Raw genomic sequence first — 26,723 nt, forward strand, 5'->3', positions numbered from 1 at the left:
TCCGATCTTCCGGCTGGCCGGTACGGCGGATTGCCGCTCGCTGTGACGAAATCCGGTCGCTGCATCGGCACCGTGGGAGGTGGCAGAAAACCGCGGAGTCATGGAGAGGTGCTGGTCGTGAGGTTCGGATCGATGCTGAGGGCAACGGCAGTGCTGCTCTCCCTGCTGGGACACGCGATCGGACCGCAGTGGGGGATCACCCACGTGGCCGCGGTCACACACCACGATCCGGCGCCTGCCGAATCACCCGCGGAGCGTGCGGGGGAGCGGCTCGACGCGATGTCACCCGCTGACCGCGACCGGGTGGAGGCGACGATGGCGGCCGCCGATGCCGACGAACGGCCGTACGTCGTCAAGGTGGTGGCGGCTGGGCACAATGCCGGCGAGGTTGCGTCGTTCGCGCAGCTGATCCGTGGCAAGAAGCCTCATTGGCTGCACACCCACCTGGACCTCCTCGATCCCGACGGATCCGGTTGGGTCGACTACCGATCTGCTCCCGTGCAACAGCCCGATGACACGAGCTGTGGGCCGATGACCATCCTGATGGCGCGCGCGATGGCCGACCCGCTGTACGCGCTGTACCTGACGACCGGCGACAGCACGATCCGCGCCGACGCGGCCGCGGGACAGTTCCAGGCGCGCCTGACCGCCGAGGAACACCGCATCCACGCCGAGACCAACCGCTTCTGGCCGCAGCGCCTCGGCTCGACACCGCTCGGAATGAGCAACGAGCTGAATCGGTACGCCGACGCACTCGGAACCCACTACCGGCCACGACTGGCCAACCGTTCGGCACTCGCGGACGCAGCCGATGCCGCAGGCAACGGTCATCCCGTACCCGTGCTGATCGGCGACTGGATCCCACACCACTACATCCTGCTGATCGGCCGCGTCGGCGCGGACCTCCTCTACTACGAGCCCGGCTACGCAACCGTCGGCAGCCTCAACGAACAGAACTTCCTCCACGGCAAACTCGACGTCATCGGATTCCACCGCATCTACGCGGTGGTCACCCCTTCGTAAGCCCTCCGATCGCGGACAGATATGCGGCGCTCGGCTTCATGGCCGGATCTCTCCGTGGCCGGCGCCCGTCCGTCGCAACGCGTCGGCGATCTCGATGAGGTCGGTCGCATCCAGGTCCACGTCCGGCGCCGAGATCCAGCCGTCGACCTGGCGTGGATGCCGGGCGCCGACGATCGCCGCGGTGACACCCGGGCGCGACAGGCACCACGCGATGGCGATGCTCGCGACGCTGGTCCGATGGCGGTCCGCGATCGGACGGAGCGCGTCCACCAACGCGAGGTTGCGCATCAGGTTCCGCCCGAGGAAGTCGGCCGATCCGGACCGCCAGTCGTCGAACGGCAGAGTCGCGGCGCGTTCGGCCGTGAACGCGCCGGAGAGCAGCCCCGACTGCATCGGGCTGTAGACGATCACGCCGGTGCCGTTCGAGTGACACCAGTCAAGCTCGGCTGCGGCGTCGCGATTGATCAGCGAGTACGGCGGCTGCAGCGCATCGACCGGTGCGATCCTCTCGGCCCTCTCGAGCTGCTTGGTGTCGTGGTTGGACAGCCCGATCGCGCGAACCTTCCCCGCGGCCTTCAGCTGCGCCAGGACCTCCCAGTACTCCTCGATCGGTTCGGGCGCAGGCCAATGCATCTGGTAGAGATCGATCCGCTCGGTGCGCAGCCGGCGCAGCGAGCCCTCCACCTCGCGCCGGATCGAGGCCGCGTGACCGCTGCGACGCGGTTCGACGCCGCGGTCGGCCCGGTCCCAGACCAGGCCGCACTTGGTGAAGACGTACGGCCGGTCGGCCTCGCCGTACGGCTTGACGGCGCGGGCCACGAGTTCCTCGGAGTGCCCGAGCCCGTACACAGCCGCCGTGTCGATCCAGTTCACCCCGGCTTCGATCGCGCGCCGGATCGCGTCGATCGAAGCACGGTCGTCCTGCGTGCCCCACCCGTACGCCCACTCGCCGCCGCCGATCGCCCAGGCGCCGAAGCCGACCCGGGTGATGTCCATTCCCGTCGTGCCGAACGGCACGGTGCGCAAACTCATGACCCCAACTGTGTGGTCGACTCCGGCGATTATTCCAACAGGGAAATGTGATCCACCGGATTCATCGCAGCGATTAATCACCCGGCCAGCTGACGACCATGCCCGGGATCGATCGCACGTGAACGCCCGTGTCCTGTTTCCGGCGCGCATGAGCCGTCATCTGTCTCATTCCTGCATCTGGCCAGTCGGCTGAGTTTGATACCGACACACTGGCGGACACGAAACCGCGCGATCCTGTGAGGCATCCGATGACGACGAACAAACACGACACAACTGAACAGCTCGCGATCGACGAACGCGAGCCCGGTCGGCTGGGCGGCGTACTGGGCCTCATCGAGCGCCTCGGCAACAAGCTGCCCAACCCGTTCCTGCTCTTCGTCGGCCTACTGCTGTTGATCGCGGTGGCGTCGACGGTCGTCGCAGCGTTCCATGTGACAGTCAGCGTCCCGGGAGTGAAGGACGTCGTGCCGATCCGGGCCGCGCTCTCACCGGACGGCCTGGTTGCGCTGATGCAGGGCGTGATCGACAACTTCGTGTCGTTCCCCGCGTTGGGTCCGGTGCTGGTCGTGGTCCTCGGCGTCGGTGTCGCACAGGGCACCGGCGCGCTCGAAGCCGCCGTACGGCTGGTGTTCGCGCGGGTGCCGCGCAGTGCGGTGCCGTACGTCGTGGCGCTGGTCGCCTGCCAGGGACATGTGATGTCCGACGCTTCGTTCCTGGTCATCCCGCCGCTCGCCGCACTCGTCTTCATGGCCGTCGGGCGGCATCCACTCGCCGGCCTGATCGGTGCCTACGCCTGTACGGCGACGGGGTACGGCGGCGGGCTGCTGATGGGGACGCTCGACGCGTCGCTGGCCGGCATCACGCAGAAGGCTGCCTCGCTGCTCCCGGCCGGACACGACTTCCATGGCAACATCGCGATGAACTACTACTTCGGGGTCGCCGCCGGCCTGATCCTGCCGATCGTCGGCGGCCTGCTGATCGACAAGGTGCTGGAGCCGAAGCTCGGTCCTTGGCAGGGCACGCAGGCGGAGACCGAAGGCGTGCGGGTGAGCCGCGAGGAGAAGCGCGCCGTTCTGATCGCTGCCGGTGCGGTGGCGGTCTTCGGAGTACTGCTCACGGTCGCGTGGTTGGTGCCCGGTTCGCCGTTGCAGGGTGAGGGCGGCACGCTCGTCCCGTCGCCGCTGCTGTCGAATCTCGTGATCGCGATCTCGCTGTCGTTCCTGATCTTCGGGCTGGTGTACGCGCGGGTGCTGCCGGTCCAGCGGGACAAGCGCCAGGTCGGCAAGCTGATGGAACAGGCGATCCGTGAGATGGCCGGCTTCATCGTGCTGATCTTCATCGTGTCGCAGACCCTCGCGGTGCTGGCCTACTCGAACCTCGGCGTGCTGATGGCCGTCAAGCTGGCCGATTCCGCGCAGAGCGTCGGACTGCGTGGTTTCGGCGTGCTGGTCTTCCTGGTCGTGCTGTCGTCGCTGCTGAACCTGGTCATCACCTCCGGCAGCGGGCTCTGGTCGCTGGAGTCGACGGTGATGGTGCCTGCGTTGATGCTGCTCGGGTTGTCACCGGCGATGATCCAGGCCGCGCACCGGATCGGCGACTCGGTGACGCAGGCGATCTCGCCGATGCACATCTTCTTGTACCTCGTGCTCACGATGGCGCGGCGCTACGAGCCGAACCTGAAGCTCGGGACGCTGGTGGCGAGGCTGGTGCCGTTCGCTCCCGCGTTCGCAGTCGTCTGGATCGCGATCCTCGCCCTGTTCTACTTCCTCGGCCTGCCGCCCGGTCCTGGACAATCGGTCTTCCTGCCCTGATCAGCGAAGCTCGAGGGCCCATGGGTCGACCGGAGTCGCTCGGACCCAGCGGCCCGTGGCGTCCAGGACGCGCCCGTACAACTTGGCCTGCCGGAGCACCATCTGCCGGTCGACCACCCGGATGTGCGGGAACTCGCTGGTCAGCCGGGAGACCAGCGGATGGAGATCGGACGCGGAGTGCAGCCCGACCGTGAGCAGCATGTTGGCCGGTCCCGCGACCGCCGCACAGGTACGGGTCTCGGCCCAGTCGACCAACGCGCGGCCGGTCTTCTCGAGTAGGTGATCCGGCATCTCCAGCCAGAGCACGGCCGCCGCGTGCCAGCCGGCCAGCGGCCGGGCGAGGTCGCACCGGAAGTCGACGTCGCCGGTCGCGACCAGCCTGGCCAGCCGGCGTTGGACCGTGCGTGAGGATGCGCCGACCAGCTCGCCCAGTTCGGGGTACGTCGCGCGCCCGTCGACCGACAACGCCGAGAAGAGCCGTCGGTCGATGTCGTCCATCGGCCTGGTCGACTCGGCCGGGCCGGTGGCCGGTGTCAGGGCCGACACCGCGGACCGGGGTAGCACGCGGAGGCGCCAGCGGCGGGACGCGTCGAAGACCCGGGTGGCCATGTGCGTCCGGATCTTGCGTACGCCGGGCAGCCGCGGAAGGTCTGCGAGCAGGTAGTCGGCCAATGGTGGCAGGGACGCCGATACGGCGATCACCCAGAGGTCGTAGCTGCCCGCGATGTGCTGGAGCGTGATCAGGTGGCCGGCTTGCCCGAGTGCGTCGGCCACCTCGAGGGTCGCGCCCGCCTCACAGTCGAGCTCGAGGAACGCCATGGTCATCGTGTGCAGTTGCCGCTGGCCGAGCGCGACCGTCGACCACGCCTCGCCGGCGGAGTTCAGCCGGGCCCAGCGCCGCGCGACCGTGACCGGGTCGACGCCGAGCACGTCGCCGAGCTGTGCCCAGCTGGCCCTGGGGCTGATCTGCAGGGCGTCGATCAGCCCGAGGTCCGCCTCGGACAGCAGCGATGCCGACCCGGTGTCGGAATCCTGCGATCGATCAATGCCTTGTGTCCCAATACGGCGACTTTCCATGTCCGGGAGCTTACTTCCGGATACTTGCGGTGCCAATGAGACTGCCGGACCGAACGTCGGCCGGCCGGAGAGGACGGTTCCATGGAGTCGCGACCCGCTGCGGTTGCCGAATGCGATCTGCTGCTGACCGGAGGGCGGGTGATCGACCCCGAGACCGGACGCGACGAGATCGCCGACGTCGCAATCACCGGCGGCACGATCGTCGCGGTCGGTGGTTCCTCACCTCGCGCCGACGTGACCGTCGATGTGGGCGGGCGCGTCGTGACCGCGGGATTCATCGATCTGCACAGCCACGCGCAGAACATCCCGTCGCTCCGGTTGCAGGCACTCGACGGCGTCACCACGGCGCTGGAACTGGAGTCCGGCGCCGGTGATGTCGCCCGATCGCTGGCCCGCGCGGGCGACGAGGGCCGCCCGATCAACTACGGGTACTCCGCATCGTGGGCTCAGGCGCGCATGGACGTCCTGGACGGATCGAGTCCGGACGGCGGCTTCCTCGACTTCACCAACGGCCTGGCCGGCGCCAACTGGCAGAAGCCGGCCGAAGCCTCTGAGCTGGACAAGATCGTCGGCCGGCTGGAAGAGCAGCTGTCCGTGGGTGCCCTCGGCATCGGTGTGCTCGTCGGGTACGCACCCCAGACCGGGCGCAACGAGTACCTCCGGGTGGCGTCGCTCGCCGCGCGGTACGGCGTACCGACGTACACGCATGCCCGGTTCAAGAATCCCGAGGATCCCGAGTCGGCGCTCGAAGGTGTGGCCGAGGTGGTTGCCGCGGCCGCCGGAACTGGCGCGCACATGCACTTGTGCCATGTGAACTCGACATCGCTGCGGGCCATCGACGAGGTCGCCGAGTTGATCGACGGCGCCCGGCAGCGTGGGCTGGACGTCACGACCGAGGCCTATCCCTACGGCGCGGGGATGACGGCCGTCGGGGTGCCGTTCCTGCACCCGGACCGGCTCCCGCGGCTGGGGATCGAGCCGTCGAACCTGAGCATCGTCGCGACGGGGGAGCGGCCCAAGGACGCGGCCCGGCTGCTGCAGATCCGGCAGGAATCGCCGGGCGCGCTCGTGATCATCCACTACCTCGACGAAGACAAGGAGGAGGACGTGTCTCTGATCCGCCGCGCACTGCTGATGCGCGACACCGCCGTCGCGTCCGACGCGATTCCGTTCACGACACCGGCCGGACTGGTGGTCGAAGGCGATCGGGCGTTACCGCCGGATGCATCGTCCCATCCGCGCACCACCGGAACGTTCGCCCGCTTCCTCCGCACGACGGTGCGCGAGAGCGGCGCGCTCTCGCTCGCGGAGGCGCTCCGGCGGTGTTCATTGCTTCCGGCAAACATCTTGACAGAGGTTGTCCCCGCGATGGCACGCAAGGGCCGGGTGCAGGTCGGCGCCGACGCCGACCTCGTGGTGTTCGATCCCGGGTTGGTGAGCGATCGATCGACGTACGCCGCATCGCAGACCAGCTCGACCGGCTTCGACCACGTATTAGTGGCCGGCCGAGCGGTCGTTCGCGACGGCAACGTGGTCACCACCGCGCTTCCCGGCCGGGCTGTTGTGCGAGGTGCCCGATGACCGCGGAACTGGTAGGGCTCAACGAGATCCGCGCGGCCGCGGACCGGATCGCCGGTGTTGCCGTCCGTACGCCGATCGTCGACCTCCCGCATCCGGAGGAGCCGAAACTCGTACTGCGCTGCAAGGCCGAATCGCTGCAGCCGACCGGAGCGTTCAAGCTCCGCGGCGCCTACAACATGATCGCCCAGGTCATGGATCGCGCGCGTACCAACGGTATTGTCGCGCAGTCCTCGGGCAACCACGCGCGGGCAGTCGCCTGGCTGGCCCGCCGATTCGATCTGCGCGCGGTGATCGTGATGCCGGACGCGGCACCCGCCCACAAGGTCGCCGCGGTCCGGGCGCTCGGCGTCGAGGTTGAGTTGGTGCCGCCGGCCGAACGTGACACCCGGCCGCTGGAGCTCGCTGCGAAGGGATACGTCCACGTTCCGCCGTACGACGATCCACGTGTTATCGCAGGGCAGGGGACGGTCGGGCTGGAGCTCCTCGAACAGGTGCCTGAGCTCGAGAGCATCGTGGTTCCGGTCTCCGGGGGTGGTCTGGTCGCTGGAATCGCAACGGCGATCAAGGCGTTGCGCCCCGAGGTCCGGGTGATCGGAGTCGAGCCTGAGCTGGCTGCGGACGCGGCGCAGAGCCTGTGGCTCGGGCAGCGGATCACGTGGGAGCCTCGCCGTACCTATCGCACGGTGGCCGACGGTCTGCGTACGAATGTGCTCGGCGTTCATCCCTGGGAACACATCCGCCGCTACGTGGACGAGATCGTCACCGTCACCGACGAGCAGATCCTCGCCGCCGTACGGTATCTGGCGATCGAGGGCCGGCTTGTCGCCGAACCGGCCGGTGCCGCGGCGGTGGCCGCGTGGCTGAACGACAAGGTGCCTGTCGGACCTGGCGCCGCTGCGATCGTGTCCGGGGGATCGATCGATCCGAAGCTGCTTGCATCGGTGCTCGAGTCATGAGCGGCATCGAGGCACACCCCTACAGCGATGCGGTGGTCGCGGGCGGATTGGTGTTCGTGTCGGGCTCGCTGCCATTGCGACCCGACGGCGTCGTGGTCGGCGGCCGGGCCGAGGCGCTGGCGGAGGCAATGGAGACGGTACGGCGCCGGCTCGCGACCGTGAATGCCCGGCTCGAGGACGTCGTCAAGGCGACGTACTACCTGACCGACATCACCTTGCGGGACGAGGCCAACGCGCAGTTCTGCGAGGTGTGGTCCGAGCCCCGCCCGGCGCGGACCGTGGTCGAGGTGGCCGAGCTGCCGTACGGCTCGGTCGTCGAAATCGACATCGTCGCACTGGCCCCATGACCACTACCAGCGCGCTCGTGGACGTGTGTAGCCGGAGGCTTGCGCGGTGTGGTGGGCGGTGCCAGGCTGAGTTGTACGCCGTCGACGGCGGGAGCGGACTGCACCGGGGGGAAATCGGTGCCGGCCGTACTGCGGGCGGCACCAGGGGGATCGCATGGGGAACAGACATCACGAGCCGGGTGGGCGGGCGGAAGACCGGCGTCGGCAGTTCGAGGACTCGCGCGGGTTGGACGGCAGCCGCGAGCTCCCGCTCGACGACGAGCCTGCAGCTGACGAGTCTTCCGCTGACGAGGCGGCGGATGAGTCGGACGACGATGAGCTCGATCCGGACGAGGTGTCTTCACCCGCCGAGTGCGAGGCGGACGATCAGCAGTAGGTATTTGTAGGGGGCGTCCAGATGAAGGGTCCGATCGAGCTTCAGGAGCGTGGGGCGGGGAAGGCGGCAAAGGAGGGAGCCAACGGTGAGCAGCCTGTTCAGCGGAAGATCTTCCTCCGGGAGGCGGCGTTTCTCGACGCACGGGGACTGAGCCGCGAGGCGAAACCACTCGCGATCGCCGAAGAGCGGACGACAGCTCAGTCGTACGGTCACGCGATGCGCGAGCGTGCAACGCTCCTTGCGGCAGCACCGCCGTCGCCCGACCTGGTGTGGCGTCCGTTGGGGCCAAGTGGGATCCCGAACGGGCAGACGTACGGCACAGGTCCCGGAAGCGCCGTCACAGTAGCTGGACGGATATCGGCGATCGCTGTCGATCCGAATGACTCGCGCCGGCTTCTGATAGGTAGCGCCGCGGGCGGTATCTGGCAGTCGCGTGACGGCGGCGCGAACTGGACGCCACGTACTGACGACCAGCCGACGCTGTCGATCGGTGCGCTGGCCTTCGACCCGTCCGACGCATCCACGGTCTACGCGGGAACCGGTGAGGGGAACTCGGAGTACTTCCATCTCGGCCAGGGGATTCTGGTGTCGCACGACGGCGGCTCGAGCTGGGCGCAGATCGCCGAGCAGGTGTTCGCCGAGGTCGGCTTCTACCGGATCGTCGTGGACCCGGCGGGCGGTGGGCGGTTGCTCGTCGCGACTACCGGCGGCGCGGCCGAGTCGCCGGACGGCGGTGCGACCTGGTCGTTGCTGCACCGGGGAATGACCTGGGATATCTCGCTCGCGAAGCACCATTCGGGAGTGGAGGAGATTCTGCTCGCAGCTCCGGACGGTCTCTTCGCCGCGAAGAACGGCGGCGCCTTCAACAAGGTGGATCTACCGGGCCTCCCTGCACTCGACACGCGCTCGGAACGGATGGCCGTCGCGCACGTGCCATCGGATCCCGGACAGGCGTTCGTGTTCGCCGCGACGCACGGTCGCGCCCGGCTATGGCATCGGCAGGGCCGGAACGCGCCGTGGGACAGCATCGATCTTCCCTCGTTCCGGCTCGGGCAGCTTGTGGACAACGTCCTCAGCGTGGATCAGGCCTTCTACGACTGGTACCTCGCGATCGCGGAGGCCGACACCGTCTACCTGGGCGCGAAGGAGCTCGTGAAGGGGGTACGCACCAACGACGAGTGGAAGTGGAGTGACATCTCCACCCGGATCGGTCACGGAGACTCGATCCACCCGGACCAGCACACGATGGCCTTCGACCCCGCGGATCCGGACGTGATCTACGCCGGCTGCGACGGCGGGCTCTTCCGCAGCCCGGATCGTGGTACGTCGTGGAAGTCGCTGAACGCGGGTCTCGCGATCAGCGAGGTCGAGTACCTTGCCCAGCGCCCGGACGACGCCACCTGGTTGCTGGCCGGACTGCAGGACAACGGGACGATCCGCCGGGAGGGACCCGACGAGTGGTCGCAGGTGGGCCTGGGCGATGGCGGGGACTGCGCTACCGACCTGTCGGCGCCCGACGTCTGCTATCACTCGTACTTCCACATGTACCTGGAGCGCTCGCGGCATCGCGGGGATGCGGACAGCTGGGAGAACGTGACGCCCCCCGATGCCGATACGCCGCTGCAGCTGTTCTATCCGCCAGTGGAGGTGAACGGTTCGGTCGTGGTCAAGGCCGGGCACACCGTTCATCTGTCGAGGGACGCGGGCGACACCTGGTCGGACGTCGATCTGGCCGGCGGTCAGCGATCCATCGCCTCGGCGCTCGCGATCCCGGATCAGGACACGGTTCTGGTCGCCACGATCCAGGGGGACGTGTTCCGCATCCAGTTCGACAACGCGAAATGGAGCGAGGCCGACATGCTCCTCCGTCCGAGGCGCGGCTGGATCAGCGACCTGTTGGTCGATCCGCAGAACGCGAACCGGTACTGGGCGACGTTCTCGAACCCGGGCGCGGTGTTCCGCTCCGACGACGCAGGCGCCACGTGGACGGACGTGACCGCGGATCTGCCCGCCATTCCGGTGAACGCTGTCGTCTGCCATCCGACGGAGAACGATCGCGTGTGGGTCGCCTGCGATGTCGGAGTGTTCGAGTCGCGTGACGCCGGCGGCAGTTGGTCGGTGTACGGGACAGGGCTGCCGAACTGTCTCGCGGTCGACCTTGTCTTCCACGAAGGTGAGCAGCTGCTTCGGGTCGGAACTCGCAGCCGCGGCGTGTGGGAGCTGGCGACCCAGGTCGGTCCTGAGATGCCTTTGAAGGAGAGGGGATTGTGATGAAGCAATCGCGTCCGGCGGTCCGACCCCGGTTCTGGTGGCAGGCCGGTTTCTCCGTTGCAGCCCTGGTGCTCGCCCTCGTGACGGTGATCAGCCGCGAGTGGATCGAACTCCTCACCGGCTGGGACCCCGACAACGGCAGCGGAATCCTGGAATGGGTGATAGTCGCCGTCCTCGGCGTCATCGCTATCGCCCTCGGCGCGGCCGCCCGCCACGAATGGCAGCGGGCCACGGCAACGAGTGGTTGACGGTGTCCATGGCCGCCGAGCGCACAGAAACGCTGCAGGAACTCATCACGGAGTCCGGTCACTCGGAGGATCATCGGATCGGTGAGTTCGCGGGGCTTGCGGTCGCCGTACAGCGGGTTCGGCATGACAGCGGGGTCAGCAACACGACGCTCGTCACGCGGTCGACGGCCCTGTTGGTGCTCATGCTCCTCGATCCGAAGATCAACGCTGCTCTGGAGGCCGGCGGAGTACGGCAGTCGGAACTGTTCAAGGCGCTGTCACTGACGAGCGTTCCGGAAAGCACGGCGTCCGGGCCGGCAGGCCTTCATGACGAGTTCGAGCGGGCGATGCGGAGGTATCTGGCCGATCGTCCGCCTCAGCCCCCGATCGATCTGCAGGACATTGCCACCGCGATCATCCGCGACGGCCGCGACCAGCCCGGCGGGCTCTTGCCGGAGCGGCTGAAGGAGCTCGACTACGCGATCGTCCTTGCGGACATCGACCGCTTTCCTCCGAGTACGAGCGAGAGCCGGGCCGAGCGGCCTCCGTTGTCCGAGTCGCTGCAGGCGGTTGCGAGAGAGTTGTCGTCCACGCCGGACGCCGTGTCCTCGTTCATCATCGTCCGGGCGATCGCGCAGCGGCACCCGGAGTACGCCGATCATCGCCTCGGCGCCGCAGTCTTCACCCCCGTGCCCGACGCGATCCAACTCACTTGGCCGGAGTGGGCAGAGAACGTTGCCAATGGCTACGATCGCGGAGCGCTGGCGCAGTCCGCGCACGGCGTACTCGACGGTCGGCTGTTCCTGATCGGACTCGCGCTTGCCGATCCCACGTTGCATCAGGCCATGGCGGCAGCCGGCGTGTGGACACCACTCCTGCTCGAGATCGACGAGGTGGCGGCTCCGGTCGGCTCGGCGTTGTCGTCGGTGCTGCGCGAGATCCAGTTCGGGTACGGGTACCGGAACGACCAGGCGAGCGGGGACGACCAACTCGGCATCCAGGGTGAGGTGAATGCGGTCTGCGCGGTGATTACCGATCCCGTCGTGAAGCCGCCGCTCGCCGTCGGTCTGTTCGGCGAATGGGGCAGTGGCAAGAGCTTCTTCATGGACAAGATGCGGCAGCGGGTCGCGGAACTCACCACGCCGTCGACTACCGGCAGCCAGGACCCCAAACCGCTCAACGTGATCCAGATCAGGTTCAACGCCTGGCACTACTCGGACTCGAGTCTCTGGTCGAGTTTGGCCATCGAGATCTTCGAGCGTCTCGTGGACCCCGAACCGATCGACGAGTCGCAGCGCGCTGACTGGCTGCTGCGCAAGGGTGATCCGATGCAGACCGAGCGCAGGGATCTGCTGTCCCAGCTCGAGACCTATCGTGGGGCGAAGGCCGCGCTCGACGCCGAGCGCGTACACCTGACCACCGAGCGCGCGGCGCTGGCCAGGCGCCGCGACCAAGCGACCCAGCAGCGGATGCAGAGCGTCCAGAAGGCAAGGTTCACCGACGTCGCGGGCGCGCTGGCGGAGGACACGACAGTACGCCGCGCCCTCGACCGAGTCGCGACGGAACTCAAGGTCAAGCCGGCGGTCAGCGAACTGCAAGGTCTCGCAGCCGAGCTCCGGACCACAACCGGGTACCTGCCGACGGTCTGGCGACTGGTCCGGCACAAGACCTGGACCGTGGCGCTGGCGGCGACGTTCTTCGTTCTTGCCCTCGCCACGGCTGCGTTGATAGTCCGGCCAAGCGTGTCGTGGCTGGGATCGCTCGTGACCGGGATCGGTTCCGTCGCCGCGATCGTCGTTGCCGTGGTCGGCTGGATCCGGCCCGCGGCCCGGCAGGTGAACCGCGCCTTGAAGGTGATCGAGTCAGCTATTCACGCCAGCGCTGAGGTGGAGGCGAAGCTCCGGTCTCGGCGCGAGCGCGAGGAGCGGATCCTCGACGTGACCCTGACCGCGAAGGATCACGAGATCGCGCAAGCGACCCAGGCGATCGCCGCCCTCGACGAGAAGATCGCTGCCAGCGAAGCCGCGGCGGAGGCGCTGACCGTCGGCCGCAGGCTGTACGACTTTCTCGCCGATCGTGCCGCCGGTTATCAGAAGCACCAAGGTGTGGTCGGCATGCTGCACCGCGACTTCCGGCTGTTGGACGCTCAGTTGCTCGCGTACCGGACGCAGGCGACGCAGACGCCGGGCTGGCCGGCTGCCGACCGGGTGGTCCTCTACATCGACGACCTCGACCGGTGCGCACCGAGCAAGGTGCTGGAGGTCCTCGAAGCCGTTCACCTGCTCCTTGCACTCGAACTGTTCGTCGTGGTGGTCGGCGTCGACCCGCGCTGGCTGGAGCGCAGCCTGCGTCACCAGTACCGAGAGCTCGTCACGACGGGCGAGCCCGGCACCGATCCGTACTTGCGGGCGATGCCGATCGAGTACCTCGAGAAGATCTTCCAGATACCGCTGACCCTGCCGGCCATGGAGCCCACGGGGTACGCGCGGCTCATCGCCAGCCTCGCACCGACGACGGCAGTTCCGACGCTGACATCTCCCGGCGACGCACAACTCGGAACGACCCGACGTGCCACGTCCGGCGAGTCTCCCGGCGGCGATCGCGCGCCGACCCGTGCTCCGTTGGACGTCCAGCCCGGATCGGCGGCAGCAGGTTTGCACGGCCAGCAGATCGACCTGACGCCGGGTGAGGTCACATTCGCTCAGCAGCTCGGCCCGCTGGTGGACAGCCCACGAGCAGCGAAACGATTGATCAACACATACCGGCTGATCAGGGCCACCCAGCACGTGGGCTCACGCTCGCGGTTTCTCGGAGTCAATCGGCAGCCGGGGGAGTACCAGGTTGTCCTGACTCTGCTTGCCGTTGCGGCCGGATACCCGACGATGGTCGACCGTGTGCTGGTGGCTCTGCAGGACGACGCAGGCAAGCACGGCATCCACCTCTGGCCGGACTTCGTTGCCGCACTTGCGCCGTCGACCGCGTCGAGCTCGGCAGGGCGACTCGTCCCGTCGGATCTCGATCTGCCGAACGATCCGGAGCGGATCGACTCGGCGGTCTGGGCGAACATGCACCGCTCGCTGGCCGCCTGCCTGCCCGCCACCCAGCTGACTCAACTCGAGCCCTATCAGCGCTGGGGCCGCATCGTTGCCCGCTTCAGTTTCACGCTGTAGGCCAATGGTGTTGGTCAGGCGAAGGGATCGCGGTCGGCTTCAGCTCGGACGGCGTGCAGGGCCTGGCGGAGGTCGGCGATGCTGACCGAACCCAGCGCCAGACGTAGGGCGTGCGGCACGGTCGGCGTGGTTGCGAACGGCTCGGCGGTGGAGACCGCGACTCGGCGTGCGGCCAGAGCTGCGACGATCCGGTCCGGGCGTGCGTCGGGGGCCAGAGGCAACCAAAGGAAGTACGACGAGGGATGCCCGACGTACGGCAGCCCGGCGAGGATCTCCGCGGCGACGGATTGCCGCCGGCGGGCGTCGTTGCGCTTCTCCACTTCGAGACGGTCGACGGTGCCGTCATCCAGCCACTTGCCGGCGATCGTTGCCGTCAGCGCCGGGGTGTTCCACGTTGTTGCCCGGATGACACGCTCCAGCGTCGGCACGAGCATCGCGGGCGCGGCGATGAAGCCGATCCGCAAGCCGGTTGCGACGCTCTTCGACAGGCCTGACACGTAGACGGTGATGTCGGGAGCAAGCATCGCCAGCGGCGGTGGCGCGTCCTCGACCAGGTACGCGTACGACGCGTCCTCGATGATCGAAACGCCGTACCGGCTCGCGATCGAGACGAGCTGCGCGCGCTGGGTTTCGTCGTACACCCAGCCGAGCGGGTTGTGCAGGGTCGGCATCGTGTAGACGGCGCGGACCCGGCGGCGCCGGCACAGCTCTTCGAGCGCGTCGAGATCCGGCCCGGCTGCGGTGGCCGGCAGTGGTGCCAACTCCAGTCTCAGCGTCCGTGCGAGCACGATGAAGCCCGGATAGGTGAGGGCGTCGACCGCGATCACATCGCCCGGTTCGAACAGGGCCATCGCCGTGACCGCGAGACCCTGTTGGGCGCCGTTGACGATCAGGACCCGTTCGCGGCCGACCTCGAGTCCCCGGTGGCGCAGGTGGCGGGCGACCGCGTCGCGGTCCTGCGCCCGCCCGCGATGTGGTTGATAGCGCAGGAGCGCATCGAGGTCGCCTGCTCCGGCGAGGTCCCGCAACGCCTGGCGGAGCAGATCGGCCTGGCCGGGAACCGACGGCGAGTTGAAGCTCAGATCGATGGCGTCGACGGCCACGGCCCGTTGATCGATCTCCTCGCCGGACGCGGCCGCGAGATCGCGGACGAACGTACCTCGGCCCTGCTCGGAGCTGACGAGGCCCATCGCTTCGAGTTCGGCGTACACGCGTGAGGCGGTGACGATGGCGATTCCCTCGTCGGCTGCGAGCCGGCGATGCGTGGGTAGCCGGTGACCGGCCGGCCATCGTCCGCTCCGGATCTGCGCAGCCAGCGAGTCGACCACGGCCTTGTACTTCGGGATCCGCATCGCAGCATTGTATGCAGGACAATTCTTCCACTGTCATGGACCGGCCGCCCTAGGGTGCGAGTATGCACACAGCGATCCTCACGTTCGACGGCTACAACGAACTCGACAGCCTCATCGCCCTCGGAATCCTCAACCGCGTCAGCGCACCTGGCTGGCGGGTGTCGATCGCAGGCCCGACGCCGCGACTGCGGTCGATGAACGGCGTCGTCATCGACGCCATGATCGATCTCGAGGAGGCCTGCGATGCCGACGCGGTCATCGTCGGCAGTGGCAAGAAGACCAGAGAGGTGGTCGAGAACCCCGCCATCATGGCGACCTTGGCCCGGCTCGACCCGACCCGTCAGCTACTGGCTGCGCAGTGTTCCGGCGCGTTGGTCCTGGCCAAGCTCGGGCATCTGCGCGACGTACCGGCCTGCACCGATCTGGTGACCAAGCCCTGGGTCGTCGCGGCGGGTGTCGACGTACTCGATCAGCCGTTCTTTGCGCGCGGCAATCTCGCCACGGCCGGCGGGTGCCTGGCCTCGACGTACCTCGCCACCTGGACAATCGCCCGGCTCCACAGCCTCGAAGCCGCCAAGGACGCCATGCACTATGTCGCGCCCGTCGGCGAGAAGGACGAGTACGTCGACCGGGCGCTGCGCAACGTGACGCCTTACCTCGAACCTGTCGGCGCGCTCCAGAAGTAAGAGCCTATGACTGGTCGTTGCGGCTGAAGAGCTGGAGGAAGAACAGGAAGACGTTGAGGATGTCGAGGAAGATCGAGGCGGCCAGCAGGGGTGCCGAGGCGAGGTCGGTGGACCGGCGGAGGCGCTGGAAGTCGAAGGCGGTCAGGCCGGCGAAGATGACCAGGCCGACGATCGAGTAGATGAGCGCTCCGCCTGGGATCTGGACGAAGATCAGCACGATGCCGAAGAGGATCAGTCCGATCAGAGCCCACGAGCCGGCACGCGCGATGCCCGACAGGTCACGGCGGGTGGCGTAGCCGGCCGCGCCGAAGCCGACGATGAACAGGGCCGTCGCTCCACCGGCTTGCCAGAGCGCACTCGGGTCGACGCTGGCGTAGTACGCGAGTGTCGGTGCGGTCGCGAGGCCCATCAGCAGGCCGAACGCGGCGAGCAGTCCGACGGCCCGGCCGGTCGACTTCCGGACGGCGAACTGCATGCCGATCAGTACTCCGAAGGCGGCGATGAACGCGATGATGCCGATGCCGCCGTGCAGGTCGCGGCCCAGGTACGCCCCAAGGGCGAACAGTCCGGTGGTCATCGCGACGTACTGCATGGTCTGCGCGAACAGCGTGTGTTCCTGATCCCGATCGCTGACGCCGCTCCGGGGGTATGCCATTGACTCGTCCATGTCTTCCACGATCCGACGAAGCCGTACGCATGGCACCAGGGAGACTCCCTGGTCATCAGCCGTCAGGCCACCCCAGTGAACCGGCCGGGCCGAGATTGAATTCATGGGCCAGTGGTAAATACCATCACGCGACCCGCGCGGCAGCGGGCCAGGCGACTGGTGGCGCTGTCGTCGATTCCCGGTATTTACCAGTGATCACCGCCTGAATTGGTTTATGTCGGGTCAATTCGAAAAGTTTGGTGGAGCTCTTGCAGTTCACTCCCGCGGCATTCATGCTCGACCAGGATCCGGCTTCCGCCCCATCCTTGCCGCGAAGGAGACCGAAGACATGTCACGTCAGCGAACGACCATCTTCCTCGCCACCGCCGCGACGATCGCCTCGATGGTGAGCGGCGCCTCTGCTGCCGTCGGATCGACCGATCGGGCCGACCGCGGGTCAGGTAAGTGCGGCGTACTGTTCGACGACTTCCAATACACGTCCGCCACCGACCCAGCTCTCGCTGACCACGGCTGGAACGCGCGGAATGAAATGGGTGGCCCGGGCGTGCCGGGTACCGCGTGGCCGGCGAGCAACGTCTCCTTCGTCACCACCGGCGGCCAGAAGGCAGCTCAGCTCCGGGCAACGACGGACGGCACGGTCGCCGGCACGACCAACGCCGAACTCCGCCGGACCACCATGAATCTGCGGAACGGCACCTACGCCACCCGCGTCCGGTACGCCGACACCCCGGCCACGGGGACGGACGGCGACCACATCAACGAGACCGCGTTCGCCATCGGCCCGACGAAATTCGACTACGACCCGATCTACAGCGAGCTCGACTTCACCGAGTACCTGCCGAACGGAGGCTGGGGAGAGGTCGGCCCGGTCAACTTCCAGACCAGCTGGCACACGTTCCGAGAGGACCCGTGGGACGCGCGGACCGCGGAGAGCCGTCAGGACAGGTCGCTGAACGGCTGGCACACCTACGTCACGCAGGTCGGCAACGGACACGCCAGGTACTACATCGACGGCAAGCTGACTGCCGACCACACGGTCGACCAGGACGGCAACACCGTGCTGCCGCGTCAGGACATGAGCATGAACTGGAACCTGTGGTTCATCGATCTGGACGGGCACCAGGGCACGGCGACGAGTGAGTACCGCGAGCAGGTCGATTGGGCCTACTACGCCAAGAACGAGACCGTCTCGCCCGCGCAGGCCGACGCCCGCGTGGAGAAGTACCGCAAGCACGACACCACCTACCAGGACTCGTTGAGCAACACCGGGAGCTGCGAGAACTACCAACCGCCGGAACACTGAGCTCCGGCGTAACATATGGACCCTCCGGCATACCAAGGATGGGTCCTCGTGGCAGGCAGCCTGCGGAAACGAGATCGGGCGCGTGAGCACCTGCTCGGGCTGGTCGAGACGCGAGCGGTCGGCCAGCCGATTCCCTCCGAGCGCCAGCTGTCTGCCGAACTCGAGATCTCCCGACCCACCCTTCGAGCAGTGGTCGACGACTTGGTTCGCGATGGCTGGCTGGTCCGCGAGCACGGCCGCGGCATGTTCGTCGGCAGCCCCAAGGTCGCCCAACAGATCAGCGGCACCCACGGAGCGACGTACCCGACCGGATCCGGCAACTGGACCAGCAGGGTCCTCAGCCACGGCACGATCCAAGCCGGCACGTTGATCGGCAGCAGACTCCGCGTCACCCCGACCACCGCCGTACTGCGGATCGCCAGGCAACGCTTCGTCAACGGCGACCCGATCTGCCTGGAGACCATCCACGTACTGCAGGAGCTCGTCCCTGAGTTCGACGTACGAGCGATCGAGCAGAACTCGTTCTACGCAATGCTCGAGGACCAGTACGGCGTGATCCCGACCGACGCCGAACAAACCCAAGGCGCAGCAGCCGCCGACGCCACCGAGTCGGCCCTGCTCGGCCTCGCCCTGGAAGCTCCGATCCTCATCCTGGAGCGAACCACCCGCGACCAGCACGGCCGCAGATTCGAATTCACCCGCGCCGCCTACCGCGGCGACCGCTACCAAATCAAGGCGCACCTGACTCTTTCCCAACCACCAGCCGAGTCTGCATAAGCGGAATGCGAGGAGGAATTGTGGGACGTGTCGGTCGTCGCCGCGGTTACCTGTTGATGGTTTGTGCGTTGGTGCTTGGGTTGTCGACGGGCATGACGGCGAATGCTGCGCCAGGACGGATGTCGTTCTCGCCCGGCGCATCGGGGGCGGGGGATCCTTACTTCCCGGACATGGGTAATGGCGGCTACGACGTCAGCCACTACGACATCAGGCTGGCGTTCAACCCCAAGACCAAGGCGATCAGCGCGACGACGACGATTCTCGCGAAGGCCACGCAGAATCTGTCCCGCTTCGACCTGGACTTCCAGGGACCGCTGAAGATCACCAAGCTCTCGGTCAACGGACGGGGTGCGTCCTTCACCCGCCGCGGTGCTCAGGAGTTGGTGATCACGCCGCGACAAGGTCTGTGGCGAGGAAGCACGTTCGTTGTCTCCGTGACGTACGCCGGCGTCCCGCAGAAGATCGACGACCCGGCGCTGGGCCTCTCCGGCTGGGTCGCCACCAAGGACGGCGCGGTCGCGCTCAACCAGCCGATCGGTGCCGCGACGTACTACCCGGTGAACGACACCACCGACGACAAGGCGACGTACAGTCAGACCATCACGGTGCCGACCGGGCTGACCGTGCTGGCCAACGGTGAGCCCGGACCCACCACCAAGCACGGCGGCTACACCACGTTCCGCTGGCACATGAGCCAGCCGATGGCCAGCGAGCTGGCGATGATCGCGATCGGGAAGTACAACGTCACTCGCGCCGTGACGGCCACCGGCCTCCCGAACATCACCGCCATCGGCAGGTCGGTCGATACCAAGCCCGGCCAGGGCAGAGTGTTCAACCGGACCACGGCGCAGATCGTCCAGTGGGAGTCGTCGATGTACGGGCGCTACCCGTTCAGCTCGACCGGCGGCATCATCGCCGATGTCGGCGTCGACTATGCCCTCGAGACCCAGAGCCGACCGGTGTACGACCAGCGGACCAGCGAAGTCGACGGTGACCTGCTCGCCCACGAACTCGGCCACCAGTGGTTCGGTGACAGCCTCACTCCGGTGCACTGGTCGGACATCTGGCTGAACGAGGGCTTCGCCACCTACTCGGAGTGGCTCTACCAGGAGAAGTTCAACAGGATCCCGGTGCAGCAGAGCTTCACGGAGACCTACGCCGACGAGAAGGACTGGAGCGGCAAGGTCGCCGACCCCGGGCGGGATCACATCTTCGACGACCTCGTCTACAACCGCGGGGCGATGACATTGCAAGCACTACGCCTGAAGATCGGCGACCGCGCCTTCTTCCAGGTGCTGCGGCAGTGGCCGACGACGCACCGGTACGGCAACGTCTCGACGCAGACCTTCATCCGGTACGTCGAGCGATTGACCCACCGCGACCTCGGCGCGTTCTTCCACACCTGGCTCTACCAGCCGGGCAAGCCGACGCTCTGAAGCCTTGCGCTCGGACGGTTCGATCCCGTCTATTAACAGATGGGGTTGCTGGGGGGCGGGCTCGAACGACACGACAGCACGTTTCTTCAGCTGTAGTTCGATCTTCGAGGGAGGGGTTCAATGCGCAAGTACGTCACGCGTGCCGCCATCGCGGCAGCGAGCGTCACCGGGTTGCTATGGGTCGCAGCCGGAACGGGTACCGCGACCGGCGGTCAAGAGCGGCAGTACGTCGTTCTCTACGCCCAGGGCGGATCGGCCGCGGCCGCGCACGCCGCGATCGCGGCTGCCGGCGGCAAGGTACTCGACGAGAACACGGCGATCGGAGTCGCCACCGTCACCACCAAGAGCGACGCTTTCCCGGCCGCGGCCCGTGGCTCGTCCGCGATCGTGGGGGTGGCACGAAGTACGGTCATCGGCCACGCGCCGGACGACCGTCTGGCCAATGGCAAGGCGAGCTTCAAGCGCGACGTTGCGCAGGCCGACCTGCTGGGTGCGGCCGCGGGTCGCCAGACGTCCGCCGACAAGAACAAGAAGAAGCAGGAGCCGCTGGCCGGGCTGCAATGGGACATGCAGCAGATCGGCGCGACCGCCGACGGTTCACAGCGCTATGAGCAGGGCAAGGGCGTGCGCGTCGGCATCATCGACACCGGCGTCGACGGCAGCCATCCCGACATCGCGGCCAACTTCGACAGGGCCCTGAGCCGGAATTTCACGACCGACATCCCGGTCGACGCCAACGGCACGACGGTCGACGGACCGTGCGAGCACCCGAGCTGTGTCGATCCTGTCGACGAGGACGACAACGGTCACGGTACGCACGTCGCTTCCGAGATCGCGTCGCCGGTCAACAAGCTCGGGATCGCGGGCGTCGCGCCCAAGGCGACGATCGTCAACCTGCGGGCCGGCCAGGATGCGGGCTTCTTCTTCCTGCAGCCCACGGTCGACGCGCTGACCTACGCGGGCGATCACGGCATCGACGTCGTGAACATGAGCTTCTACGTCGACCCGTGGCTGTTCAACTGCACCAACAATCCGGCTGACCCGCCTGAGTTCCAGGCCGAGCAGGCAACTGTCATCCAGGCGATGCAGCGGGCGCTCGACTACGCCTATGCCCATGGCGTCACGCTGGTCGCAGCGGCGGGCAACGGCGCGACCGACTACACCAAGACGATCGTGGACTCGTCGAGCCCGGACTTCCCCAGCGTGCCCGGTGAGGCGCCGTACACGCGGACGATCCCGACTTCGTGCATCTCGATGCCGTCCGAGGGTAACCATGTGCTCTCGGTGACCAGCACCGGAATCTCCACGCGCAAGGCCTACTACTCCGACTACGGCAACGGGTACGCCGACCTGTCCGCGCCCGGCGGGGACGTGTACGACACCGCGGACCAGAAGCGCGACATCACGAAGGCAATCCTCGCGGCGTACCCGAAGCACCTCGCCGTAGAGCGCGGTCAGCTCAATCCCGACGGGACACCGAACACACCCAGCGTCGTTCAGAGCTGCAACAAGGGCGTCTGCGGCTATTACCAGTACCTGCAGGGCACGTCGATGGCGTCACCGCACGCGGCCGGCGTCGCTGTGCTGGCAGTCGGCCGGCTGGGCGTCAAGGACCACGTCAACGGCGGCAAGAAGGCTTCGCCGGCGGCCGTCGAGCAGTTACTGCGCGGAACGGCGACCGACCTCGCCTGCCCGACCCCTCCGCTGTTCACCTACACCCGTCAGGTCCTGCAGGCCGACGGGACCTTCCTGACCGTGACAACCAACCACCTGTGCGAAGGCACGACGGCGAACAACGGCTTCTACGGCGACGGCATCGTCAACGCAAAGAAGGTCGCAAAGGGCTGACCTGACCCAGCGACGAGGCGCGCCGGTTGGTGGCGCGCCTCGTTGCCGGACCTTCAGTCGAACATGGTGCGGCCCAGCCAGTCGTCGGCGTGCTGTACGCCGGGGAGGGCGAAGAAGTAGCCGCCGCCGAACGGGGAGATGTAGTCGACCAGGGGTTCGTCGATGAGGAGTGTCTGTACGGCGACGAACTGGTGGTCGAGGTCGGCGTTGAAGCAGATGAAGATCATGCCCAGGTCGAGCTGGCCGTTGGGCTCGACGCCGGCGCTGTAGTTGAAGCCGCGGCGCAGCATCCGCCGGTCGTCGGCGGTGCCGTCGTGGGGGTTGGCGAGGCGGGTGTGAGCGGTCAGCGGGACGGTGTTGCCGTGCGCGTCCCGGTAGTAGCTGGGGAGTTGGAGTTCCTCCTGGCCGACTACTCGTTCGCCCGGGCGGCCGGACAGCGGTGCGCCGGTGTCGCGGTCGCGGCCGAAGATCCGTTGCTGCTCGTTGATCGAGATCCGGTCCCAGAACTCCACGAACATCCGGATCAGCCGGACCACGTGGTACGAACCGCCGGTCACCCAGTCCGGTTCATCGCCGCCGGGCTTGGTCCACACCAGCCGGTCGAGCAGGTCGGGGCGGTCGAGGAACTCCAGGTTCGCCGTACCGTCCTTGAAGCCGAACAGGTTGCGGGGTGTGCCGGTCGGGCGTGGTGGGCTGGTGAAGCCCTCCTGCTGCCAGAGCACCTGCAGGTCGGCGCGGGTGGCGCGCATCAGGATGCGTAGTGCGTGCAGCACGGTGTCGCGGTGGTCGGCGCAGATCTGCAGCAGCAGGTCACCGTCGCAGCGGTCGGGGTCGAGCGCGTCGTTCGGGAACTCGTCCATCGCGCGCAGCCGGGCCGGTTTGACGCCGGCGAGCCCGTAGCTGTCGTCGAACAAGCTCGCGCCGACGCTGACCGTGACGGTGAGACCGTCGGACACGGTGCCCGGGCCGAGTACGCCGTTCTCGTACGGCGTCGACACGAGACCGTCGTCGCTGCCGCGCCCGGTCGGTGCGTCGCCGCCCGTCAGATACCGGATGGTTGAGGTCAGCGTCTGGAACATCCGCCGCAGCGCGGGTCGGTCGGCCGCGGTCACGAGAAACGCGACAACAATCGCCGCCTGCTGCGCAGGCTCGAGAATGCCGGCTTGATGCACGCCCTCAAACGCCCGACCGATCGGTGCAGCGGAGACATCGGGCACGGCCGGGCCGGCCGGGGTGTGGTTAGTCATGGGTGATGGGGCCTCGGTCGGTGGTGGCGTTGCGGGGGTCGACGATGGCCGCGGCGTGGGAGAGGAGCTCGACGCTGTGCTGTACCGCCGCGTTGATCGTGGCGCGCTGCCGGACCGAAAGCGCCGCCAGGCCGACCCAGCCGTCGTCGTGGTGGTGGCTGCGGATCAGCTGCTGGGTGAGCCGGAGTTGCTCGTCGGTCTGGTCCAGGTACGGGTTCTGCTTGCGCAGGATCGGCCGCAGCGGGTCCAGCGCCTGCCAGACCCCGGTGAGGTTCGCGTCCACGGTCGCCAACTCGGTCTGGCTGCCGGCGTCACCGATCCCGTTCAGGTCCCACTGCAGTGCGTCCTCGAGGATCTCGTGAGCCCGCCGGCCCATGTCGATCGGCGTGATCGCGTTCGGCAGCGCCAGCTCATCGGTGAAGCGCTCGATCGCCTCGACCAGCGCGTCGACGTACGGCACGATCGTCGCCGTCGGGCGGTCGTGCCACAGCATCGCCTCGATCTTGCGGAAGCCGGCGAAGTCCGCGTCCGTGAGCCGGTCGGGGGCAACGCCGCGCGGCGGGTCGGCGTTGATGTCGTCACCGGTCTCGTCGTACGCGCGGTAGGCGCCGCCGAGCGTCTCGTACGTGAGGTGGGCGGCCAGCCAGTCGCGCCGGGCCTTCGCCGCATCGCCGGCTCGCAAGGCGTAGCGGAGCTGTTCGACCTGGTCGGTGAGCATGGGCAGCTGCCCGGTGATCCAGGCGAGGTACGAGTTGATCGGTACCCGCAGGTCGAGCCCGGTCACGGGGATGATCCCGTGTACGTCGTACGGCAACGGATCACCGGTGACGACGACCGGCCGGCTGTACTTGATCGTGTAGTCGGTGATGCAGACCCAGCGGTACGTTCCGGGCGGGACCGATGCCGTCACCGCACGGCTGACGCCGCGGCCGAAGTGCTCGACCTCGAGGTAGATCCGCTCGGTCACGGGATCCTCCAGGTAGACCTCCGCGCCGGCGCCCTCGTTGTTGACGAACACGAAGTCGTAGCGGCCGGCCGGTCCGCCGAGCCAGTCGTCGATGCCGTAGGGCGACCCAACGACCAGAACTATGGGCTGCGGCCGGATCGACGGCAACGATCGTGCGGCCGCCGAGGCCGTGCTGCTGCTCACCCGGCCCACGCTGGGCGGCGGTTGTGAACGGATCCGATGCTGCCCACGACGCGCCGGTGAACAGCGGGTGACCTGCCGGGCATGGCGACCTCACGGACTCCCTGAGTCTTCAGGGAATGTTCACGACACGATGCTCGCGAGGTCCGGACCTTTCGACGTTGACTTTGTGGGTATCCCCGCCACGAGAGGCTAGGTAGCAAACCCATGTCTGACAACGATTCGGCACCCGCGGACGGCACCAAGGCGACCCCGGAGCGCAACCGGATCAGCCGGCGCCGGCTGATGCAGACCGCGGGCGCCGCCGGCGCCGCAGTCGCCGCCGGGGGGCTGTCGAGCGTTCCGGCCCAGGCCGCGCCGAACGCGGCCGCGACGGCCGACAGCACGACCGGCTCGAAGCCGGCGCAGCACTCGCGTCGCACCGGCACGATCAAGGACCTGAAGCACGTCGTGATCGTGATGCAGGAGAACCGGTCGTTCGACCACTACTTCGGCACCCTCGACCTGGCCGGCGCCCGCGGCTTCGGTGACAAGCAGGTGCTGACCTGGCAGAACGGCCAGACGATCTACTACGACCCGAACAGCCGCGCCGAGGGCTACCTGCTGCCGTACCACGCAGACAGCCTGAAGTACAACGCGCAGAACACCAGCGCGCGCAACCGGTACTTCATGGAAGCCGACGTGCCGTGGCACCACGCGATCGCCAAGGCCTACACCATCGGTGACCACTACTTCTGCTCGCTGGACACCAGCACCAGCCCGAACCGCATCATGATGTGGGCCGGCACCAACGACGCGGCCGGTACGCAGGGCGGTCCGGTCATCAACAACAACGGCGACTACGGCTACGCCTACAAGTTCAAGACGTACCCGGAGACGCTGCAGGACGCCGGTGTCAGCTGGCAGATCTACGTCAACAACGACACCGACGACGACTTCCTGGGCGACTACACGGACAACACCGTGCGTTCGTTCACGGCGTTCGACCCGAAGAACGCGACCCCGGAGAACACCCTGCCCCGCAAGGGCCTGCTTGCCCGCGGCAACGTTGTGTACGCCCACACCACGCAGCCCGCCGGCATCAAGAACGACACCTCGAACGTCGACTACGTACTGCGGGACTTCATCGCCGACTGCGCGTCAGGCGACATCCCCGAGGTGTCCTGGATCGTCGCGCCCGCGGCGTGGACCGAGCACCCGACGTACGCCCCGAACAACGGCGCGGTCTACACCGACCGGGTGATCCAGGCGGTGCACGAGAACCCCGAGCTGTGGGAGTCGACGCTGATCATCCTGAACTACGACGAGCCCGACCACGCGAACCGGATCGGTGAAGGCGGCTTCTTCGACCACGTCGTACCGCCGATCCCCGAGGTCGGCACCACCGGCGAGCGCGCTCCTGGGATCAAGCCCGGCTTCGGCGGCCGGGTGCCGTTCGTACTGGTCTCGCCGTGGACCCGTGGCGGCTTCGTGAACTCCGAGGTCTTCGACCACACCTCGACGATCCAGCTGATCGAGGAGTGGACCAAGAGCCTCGGTCGGCCGGCCGTCTGCGAGAACATCAACGCCTGGCGGCGTGGCGTCTCGGGCAACCTGCTCTCGGCGATCGACTTCGGCAACTTCGACACGTCGTTCCCGAAGCTGCCGAAGCCGGCCGACCTGCTGAAGTCGGTGGTTGTCGACGCGAGCCTGCCGCCCGTGCCGCAGCCGGCCGTCGGTGCGCAGGTCCTGCCGACCCAGCCGATCACCGGCAAGGCGAAGCGGAGCCCGCTGTCGTTCCAGCCCAACGGTGTCGTCGTCGAGAACCCCGCGACCGGGACCGCGACCGCGACCTTCACCGTCGAAGGCGGCCCGAACGGCAAGGCGGTCAGCCTGGTCGGACTGGCCGACAAGTACGTGCCCGCCCTCGTCGGCGCCGAGCCGCTCGGCATCGGTCAGGACGCGCTGCCCCTGACGGCCGGCAACCACGCGCCGAAGTCGTACACCTGGGACACCAAGGCGACGAACGGCAAGTACGCGTTCTCGTTCTACGGTCCCGACCACTTCATCCGGTCCTTCGCCGGCACCGTCGTGCCCGCCTCCGACCAGACCTCGGCCCAGCCGCGGGTCGACGTCCGGCTGGTCAAGGCGCGCGGGCGGTCGGCCGCGACGGTCGAGTTCACCCTGTCCGCGGTCGGCCGCAAGTCAGTGACCTACACGCTGACCGCGAACGACTTCGCCGGGAAGAAGACGACCATCCAGGTCCCCGCCGGCAAGCACAGCGTCATCACCTGGCCCACCGTGGACGGCTACTACGACGTCGTCATCACCGCGAAGGAGTCCGCAGACTTCAACCAGCGGTACGCCGGACGCGCCGCCGAGAAGTGATCCTTTGAGCTGATCGCAGACT

21 protein-coding genes are annotated in these 26,723 nt (G+C 67.6%); 15 read left to right on the forward strand and 6 right to left on the reverse strand.

Translation table 11 applies throughout. From position 1 onward, the window contains the following. Nucleotides 1-117: 117 nt before the first annotated feature. On the forward strand, nucleotides 118-1,023 hold the full coding sequence (locus ACFWUU_RS12520; protein ID WP_380175181.1) for a hypothetical protein: 906 nt from the start codon (nucleotides 118-120) through the stop codon (nucleotides 1,021-1,023). Nucleotides 1,024-1,059: 36 nt separating this feature from the next. On the opposite strand, the gene ACFWUU_RS12525 is transcribed toward ACFWUU_RS12520, so the two are convergent. Beyond that, a complete protein-coding gene (locus ACFWUU_RS12525; RefSeq protein WP_380175182.1) occupies nucleotides 1,060-2,055 on the reverse strand; it encodes an aldo/keto reductase in 996 nt (331 codons plus the stop codon). Nucleotides 2,056-2,303: 248 nt separating this feature from the next. On the opposite strand from ACFWUU_RS12525, the gene ACFWUU_RS12530 reads away from it, so the two are divergent. Next, nucleotides 2,304-3,866, forward strand: coding sequence for an AbgT family transporter (locus ACFWUU_RS12530; protein ID WP_380175184.1), 1,563 nt, complete (start codon nucleotides 2,304-2,306; stop codon nucleotides 3,864-3,866). On the opposite strand, the gene ACFWUU_RS12535 is transcribed toward ACFWUU_RS12530, so the two are convergent. Continuing rightward, the gene (locus ACFWUU_RS12535) at nucleotides 3,867-4,943 is read right to left on the reverse strand and encodes an Lrp/AsnC family transcriptional regulator (RefSeq protein ID WP_380175186.1); all 1,077 of its coding nucleotides are present in this window, start codon (nucleotides 4,941-4,943) and stop codon (nucleotides 3,867-3,869) included. An 81-nt stretch (nucleotides 4,944-5,024) separates the two neighbouring features. On the opposite strand from ACFWUU_RS12535, the gene ACFWUU_RS12540 reads away from it, so the two are divergent. The 7 genes from ACFWUU_RS12540 to ACFWUU_RS12570 all read left to right on the forward strand — a co-directional run bounded on the left by ACFWUU_RS12540 (nucleotide 5,025) and on the right by ACFWUU_RS12570 (nucleotide 13,871). After that, on the forward strand, nucleotides 5,025-6,524 hold the full coding sequence (locus ACFWUU_RS12540) for an amidohydrolase family protein (RefSeq protein WP_380175188.1): 1,500 nt from the start codon (nucleotides 5,025-5,027) through the stop codon (nucleotides 6,522-6,524). Next, nucleotides 6,521-7,480, forward strand: coding sequence for a threonine/serine dehydratase (locus tag ACFWUU_RS12545; RefSeq protein WP_380175190.1), 960 nt, complete (start codon nucleotides 6,521-6,523; stop codon nucleotides 7,478-7,480). The genes ACFWUU_RS12540 and ACFWUU_RS12545 overlap by 4 nt, the downstream gene beginning before the upstream one ends. Next, nucleotides 7,477-7,827 carry a RidA family protein gene (locus ACFWUU_RS12550; protein ID WP_380175191.1) on the forward strand — a complete coding sequence of 117 codons (351 nt, stop codon included), beginning with the start codon at nucleotides 7,477-7,479 and terminating at the stop codon, nucleotides 7,825-7,827. Before ACFWUU_RS12545 ends, ACFWUU_RS12550 begins: the two co-directional genes overlap by 4 nt. Before the next feature lie 154 nt (nucleotides 7,828-7,981). Then, entirely contained in the window at nucleotides 7,982-8,203 is a 222-nt protein-coding gene (locus ACFWUU_RS12555) for a hypothetical protein (protein ID WP_380175193.1), read from the forward strand. 21 nt (nucleotides 8,204-8,224) lie between these two features. Continuing rightward, nucleotides 8,225-10,474, forward strand: coding sequence for a WD40/YVTN/BNR-like repeat-containing protein (locus ACFWUU_RS12560; protein ID WP_380175195.1), 2,250 nt, complete (start codon nucleotides 8,225-8,227; stop codon nucleotides 10,472-10,474). After that, entirely contained in the window at nucleotides 10,474-10,722 is a 249-nt protein-coding gene (locus ACFWUU_RS12565; protein WP_380175197.1) for a hypothetical protein, read from the forward strand. The genes ACFWUU_RS12560 and ACFWUU_RS12565 overlap by 1 nt, the downstream gene beginning before the upstream one ends. Nucleotides 10,723-10,730: 8 nt before the next feature. Continuing rightward, nucleotides 10,731-13,871 carry a P-loop NTPase fold protein gene (locus ACFWUU_RS12570; protein ID WP_380175199.1) on the forward strand — a complete coding sequence of 1,047 codons (3,141 nt, stop codon included), beginning with the start codon at nucleotides 10,731-10,733 and terminating at the stop codon, nucleotides 13,869-13,871. Nucleotides 13,872-13,885: 14 nt separating this feature from the next. Here the strand turns inward: ACFWUU_RS12570 and ACFWUU_RS12575 are convergent, their stop codons facing one another. Continuing rightward, complete coding sequence (locus ACFWUU_RS12575; RefSeq protein ID WP_380175201.1) at nucleotides 13,886-15,223, reverse strand: PLP-dependent aminotransferase family protein; 1,338 nt, start codon at nucleotides 15,221-15,223, stop codon at nucleotides 13,886-13,888. Between the two features lie 62 nt (nucleotides 15,224-15,285). On the opposite strand from ACFWUU_RS12575, the gene ACFWUU_RS12580 reads away from it, so the two are divergent. Further along, nucleotides 15,286-15,909, forward strand: coding sequence for a DJ-1/PfpI family protein (locus ACFWUU_RS12580; protein WP_380175203.1), 624 nt, complete (start codon nucleotides 15,286-15,288; stop codon nucleotides 15,907-15,909). Nucleotides 15,910-15,913: 4 nt separating this feature from the next. Here ACFWUU_RS12580 and ACFWUU_RS12585 read toward each other — a convergent pair whose 3' ends face one another. Next, nucleotides 15,914-16,564 carry a Bax inhibitor-1 family protein gene (locus ACFWUU_RS12585; RefSeq protein WP_380175205.1) on the reverse strand — a complete coding sequence of 217 codons (651 nt, stop codon included), beginning with the start codon at nucleotides 16,562-16,564 and terminating at the stop codon, nucleotides 15,914-15,916. 340 nt (nucleotides 16,565-16,904) lie between these two features. On the opposite strand from ACFWUU_RS12585, the gene ACFWUU_RS12590 reads away from it, so the two are divergent. The 4 genes from ACFWUU_RS12590 (at nucleotide 16,905) to ACFWUU_RS12605 (ending at nucleotide 21,940) form a co-directional block, all read left to right on the forward strand. Then, nucleotides 16,905-17,879: a glycoside hydrolase family 16 protein gene (locus tag ACFWUU_RS12590; protein WP_380175206.1), complete on the forward strand. Its 975-nt coding sequence runs from the start codon at nucleotides 16,905-16,907 to the stop codon at nucleotides 17,877-17,879. A gap of 48 nt (nucleotides 17,880-17,927) precedes the next feature. Then, complete coding sequence (locus tag ACFWUU_RS12595; protein WP_380175208.1) at nucleotides 17,928-18,656, forward strand: GntR family transcriptional regulator; 729 nt, start codon at nucleotides 17,928-17,930, stop codon at nucleotides 18,654-18,656. A 20-nt stretch (nucleotides 18,657-18,676) separates the two neighbouring features. Next, nucleotides 18,677-20,092, forward strand: coding sequence for a M1 family metallopeptidase (locus ACFWUU_RS12600; RefSeq protein ID WP_380175210.1), 1,416 nt, complete (start codon nucleotides 18,677-18,679; stop codon nucleotides 20,090-20,092). A 120-nt stretch (nucleotides 20,093-20,212) separates the two neighbouring features. Further along, complete coding sequence (locus ACFWUU_RS12605; RefSeq protein WP_380175212.1) at nucleotides 20,213-21,940, forward strand: S8 family serine peptidase; 1,728 nt, start codon at nucleotides 20,213-20,215, stop codon at nucleotides 21,938-21,940. Nucleotides 21,941-21,993: 53 nt separating this feature from the next. Here the strand turns inward: ACFWUU_RS12605 and ACFWUU_RS12610 are convergent, their stop codons facing one another. Further along, on the reverse strand, nucleotides 21,994-23,187 hold the full coding sequence (locus ACFWUU_RS12610) for a Dyp-type peroxidase (RefSeq protein ID WP_380175214.1): 1,194 nt from the start codon (nucleotides 23,185-23,187) through the stop codon (nucleotides 21,994-21,996). Continuing rightward, nucleotides 23,180-24,337 (reverse strand): EfeM/EfeO family lipoprotein, encoded by a 1,158-nt coding sequence (locus ACFWUU_RS12615; RefSeq protein WP_380175216.1) that lies wholly within the window; start codon nucleotides 24,335-24,337, stop codon nucleotides 23,180-23,182. The genes ACFWUU_RS12610 and ACFWUU_RS12615 overlap by 8 nt, the downstream gene beginning before the upstream one ends. Before the next feature lie 204 nt (nucleotides 24,338-24,541). Here ACFWUU_RS12615 and ACFWUU_RS12620 point away from each other — a divergent pair, with 204 nt between their 5' ends. Then, nucleotides 24,542-26,701: an alkaline phosphatase family protein gene (locus ACFWUU_RS12620; RefSeq protein WP_380175218.1), complete on the forward strand. Its 2,160-nt coding sequence runs from the start codon at nucleotides 24,542-24,544 to the stop codon at nucleotides 26,699-26,701. Nucleotides 26,702-26,723: the final 22 nt, after the last annotated feature.

The sequence above is a fragment of the Kribbella sp. NPDC058693 genome, from assembly GCF_042715335.1.
In the GTDB taxonomy this organism is placed as follows: domain Bacteria; phylum Actinomycetota; class Actinomycetes; order Propionibacteriales; family Kribbellaceae; genus Kribbella; species Kribbella jiaozuonensis.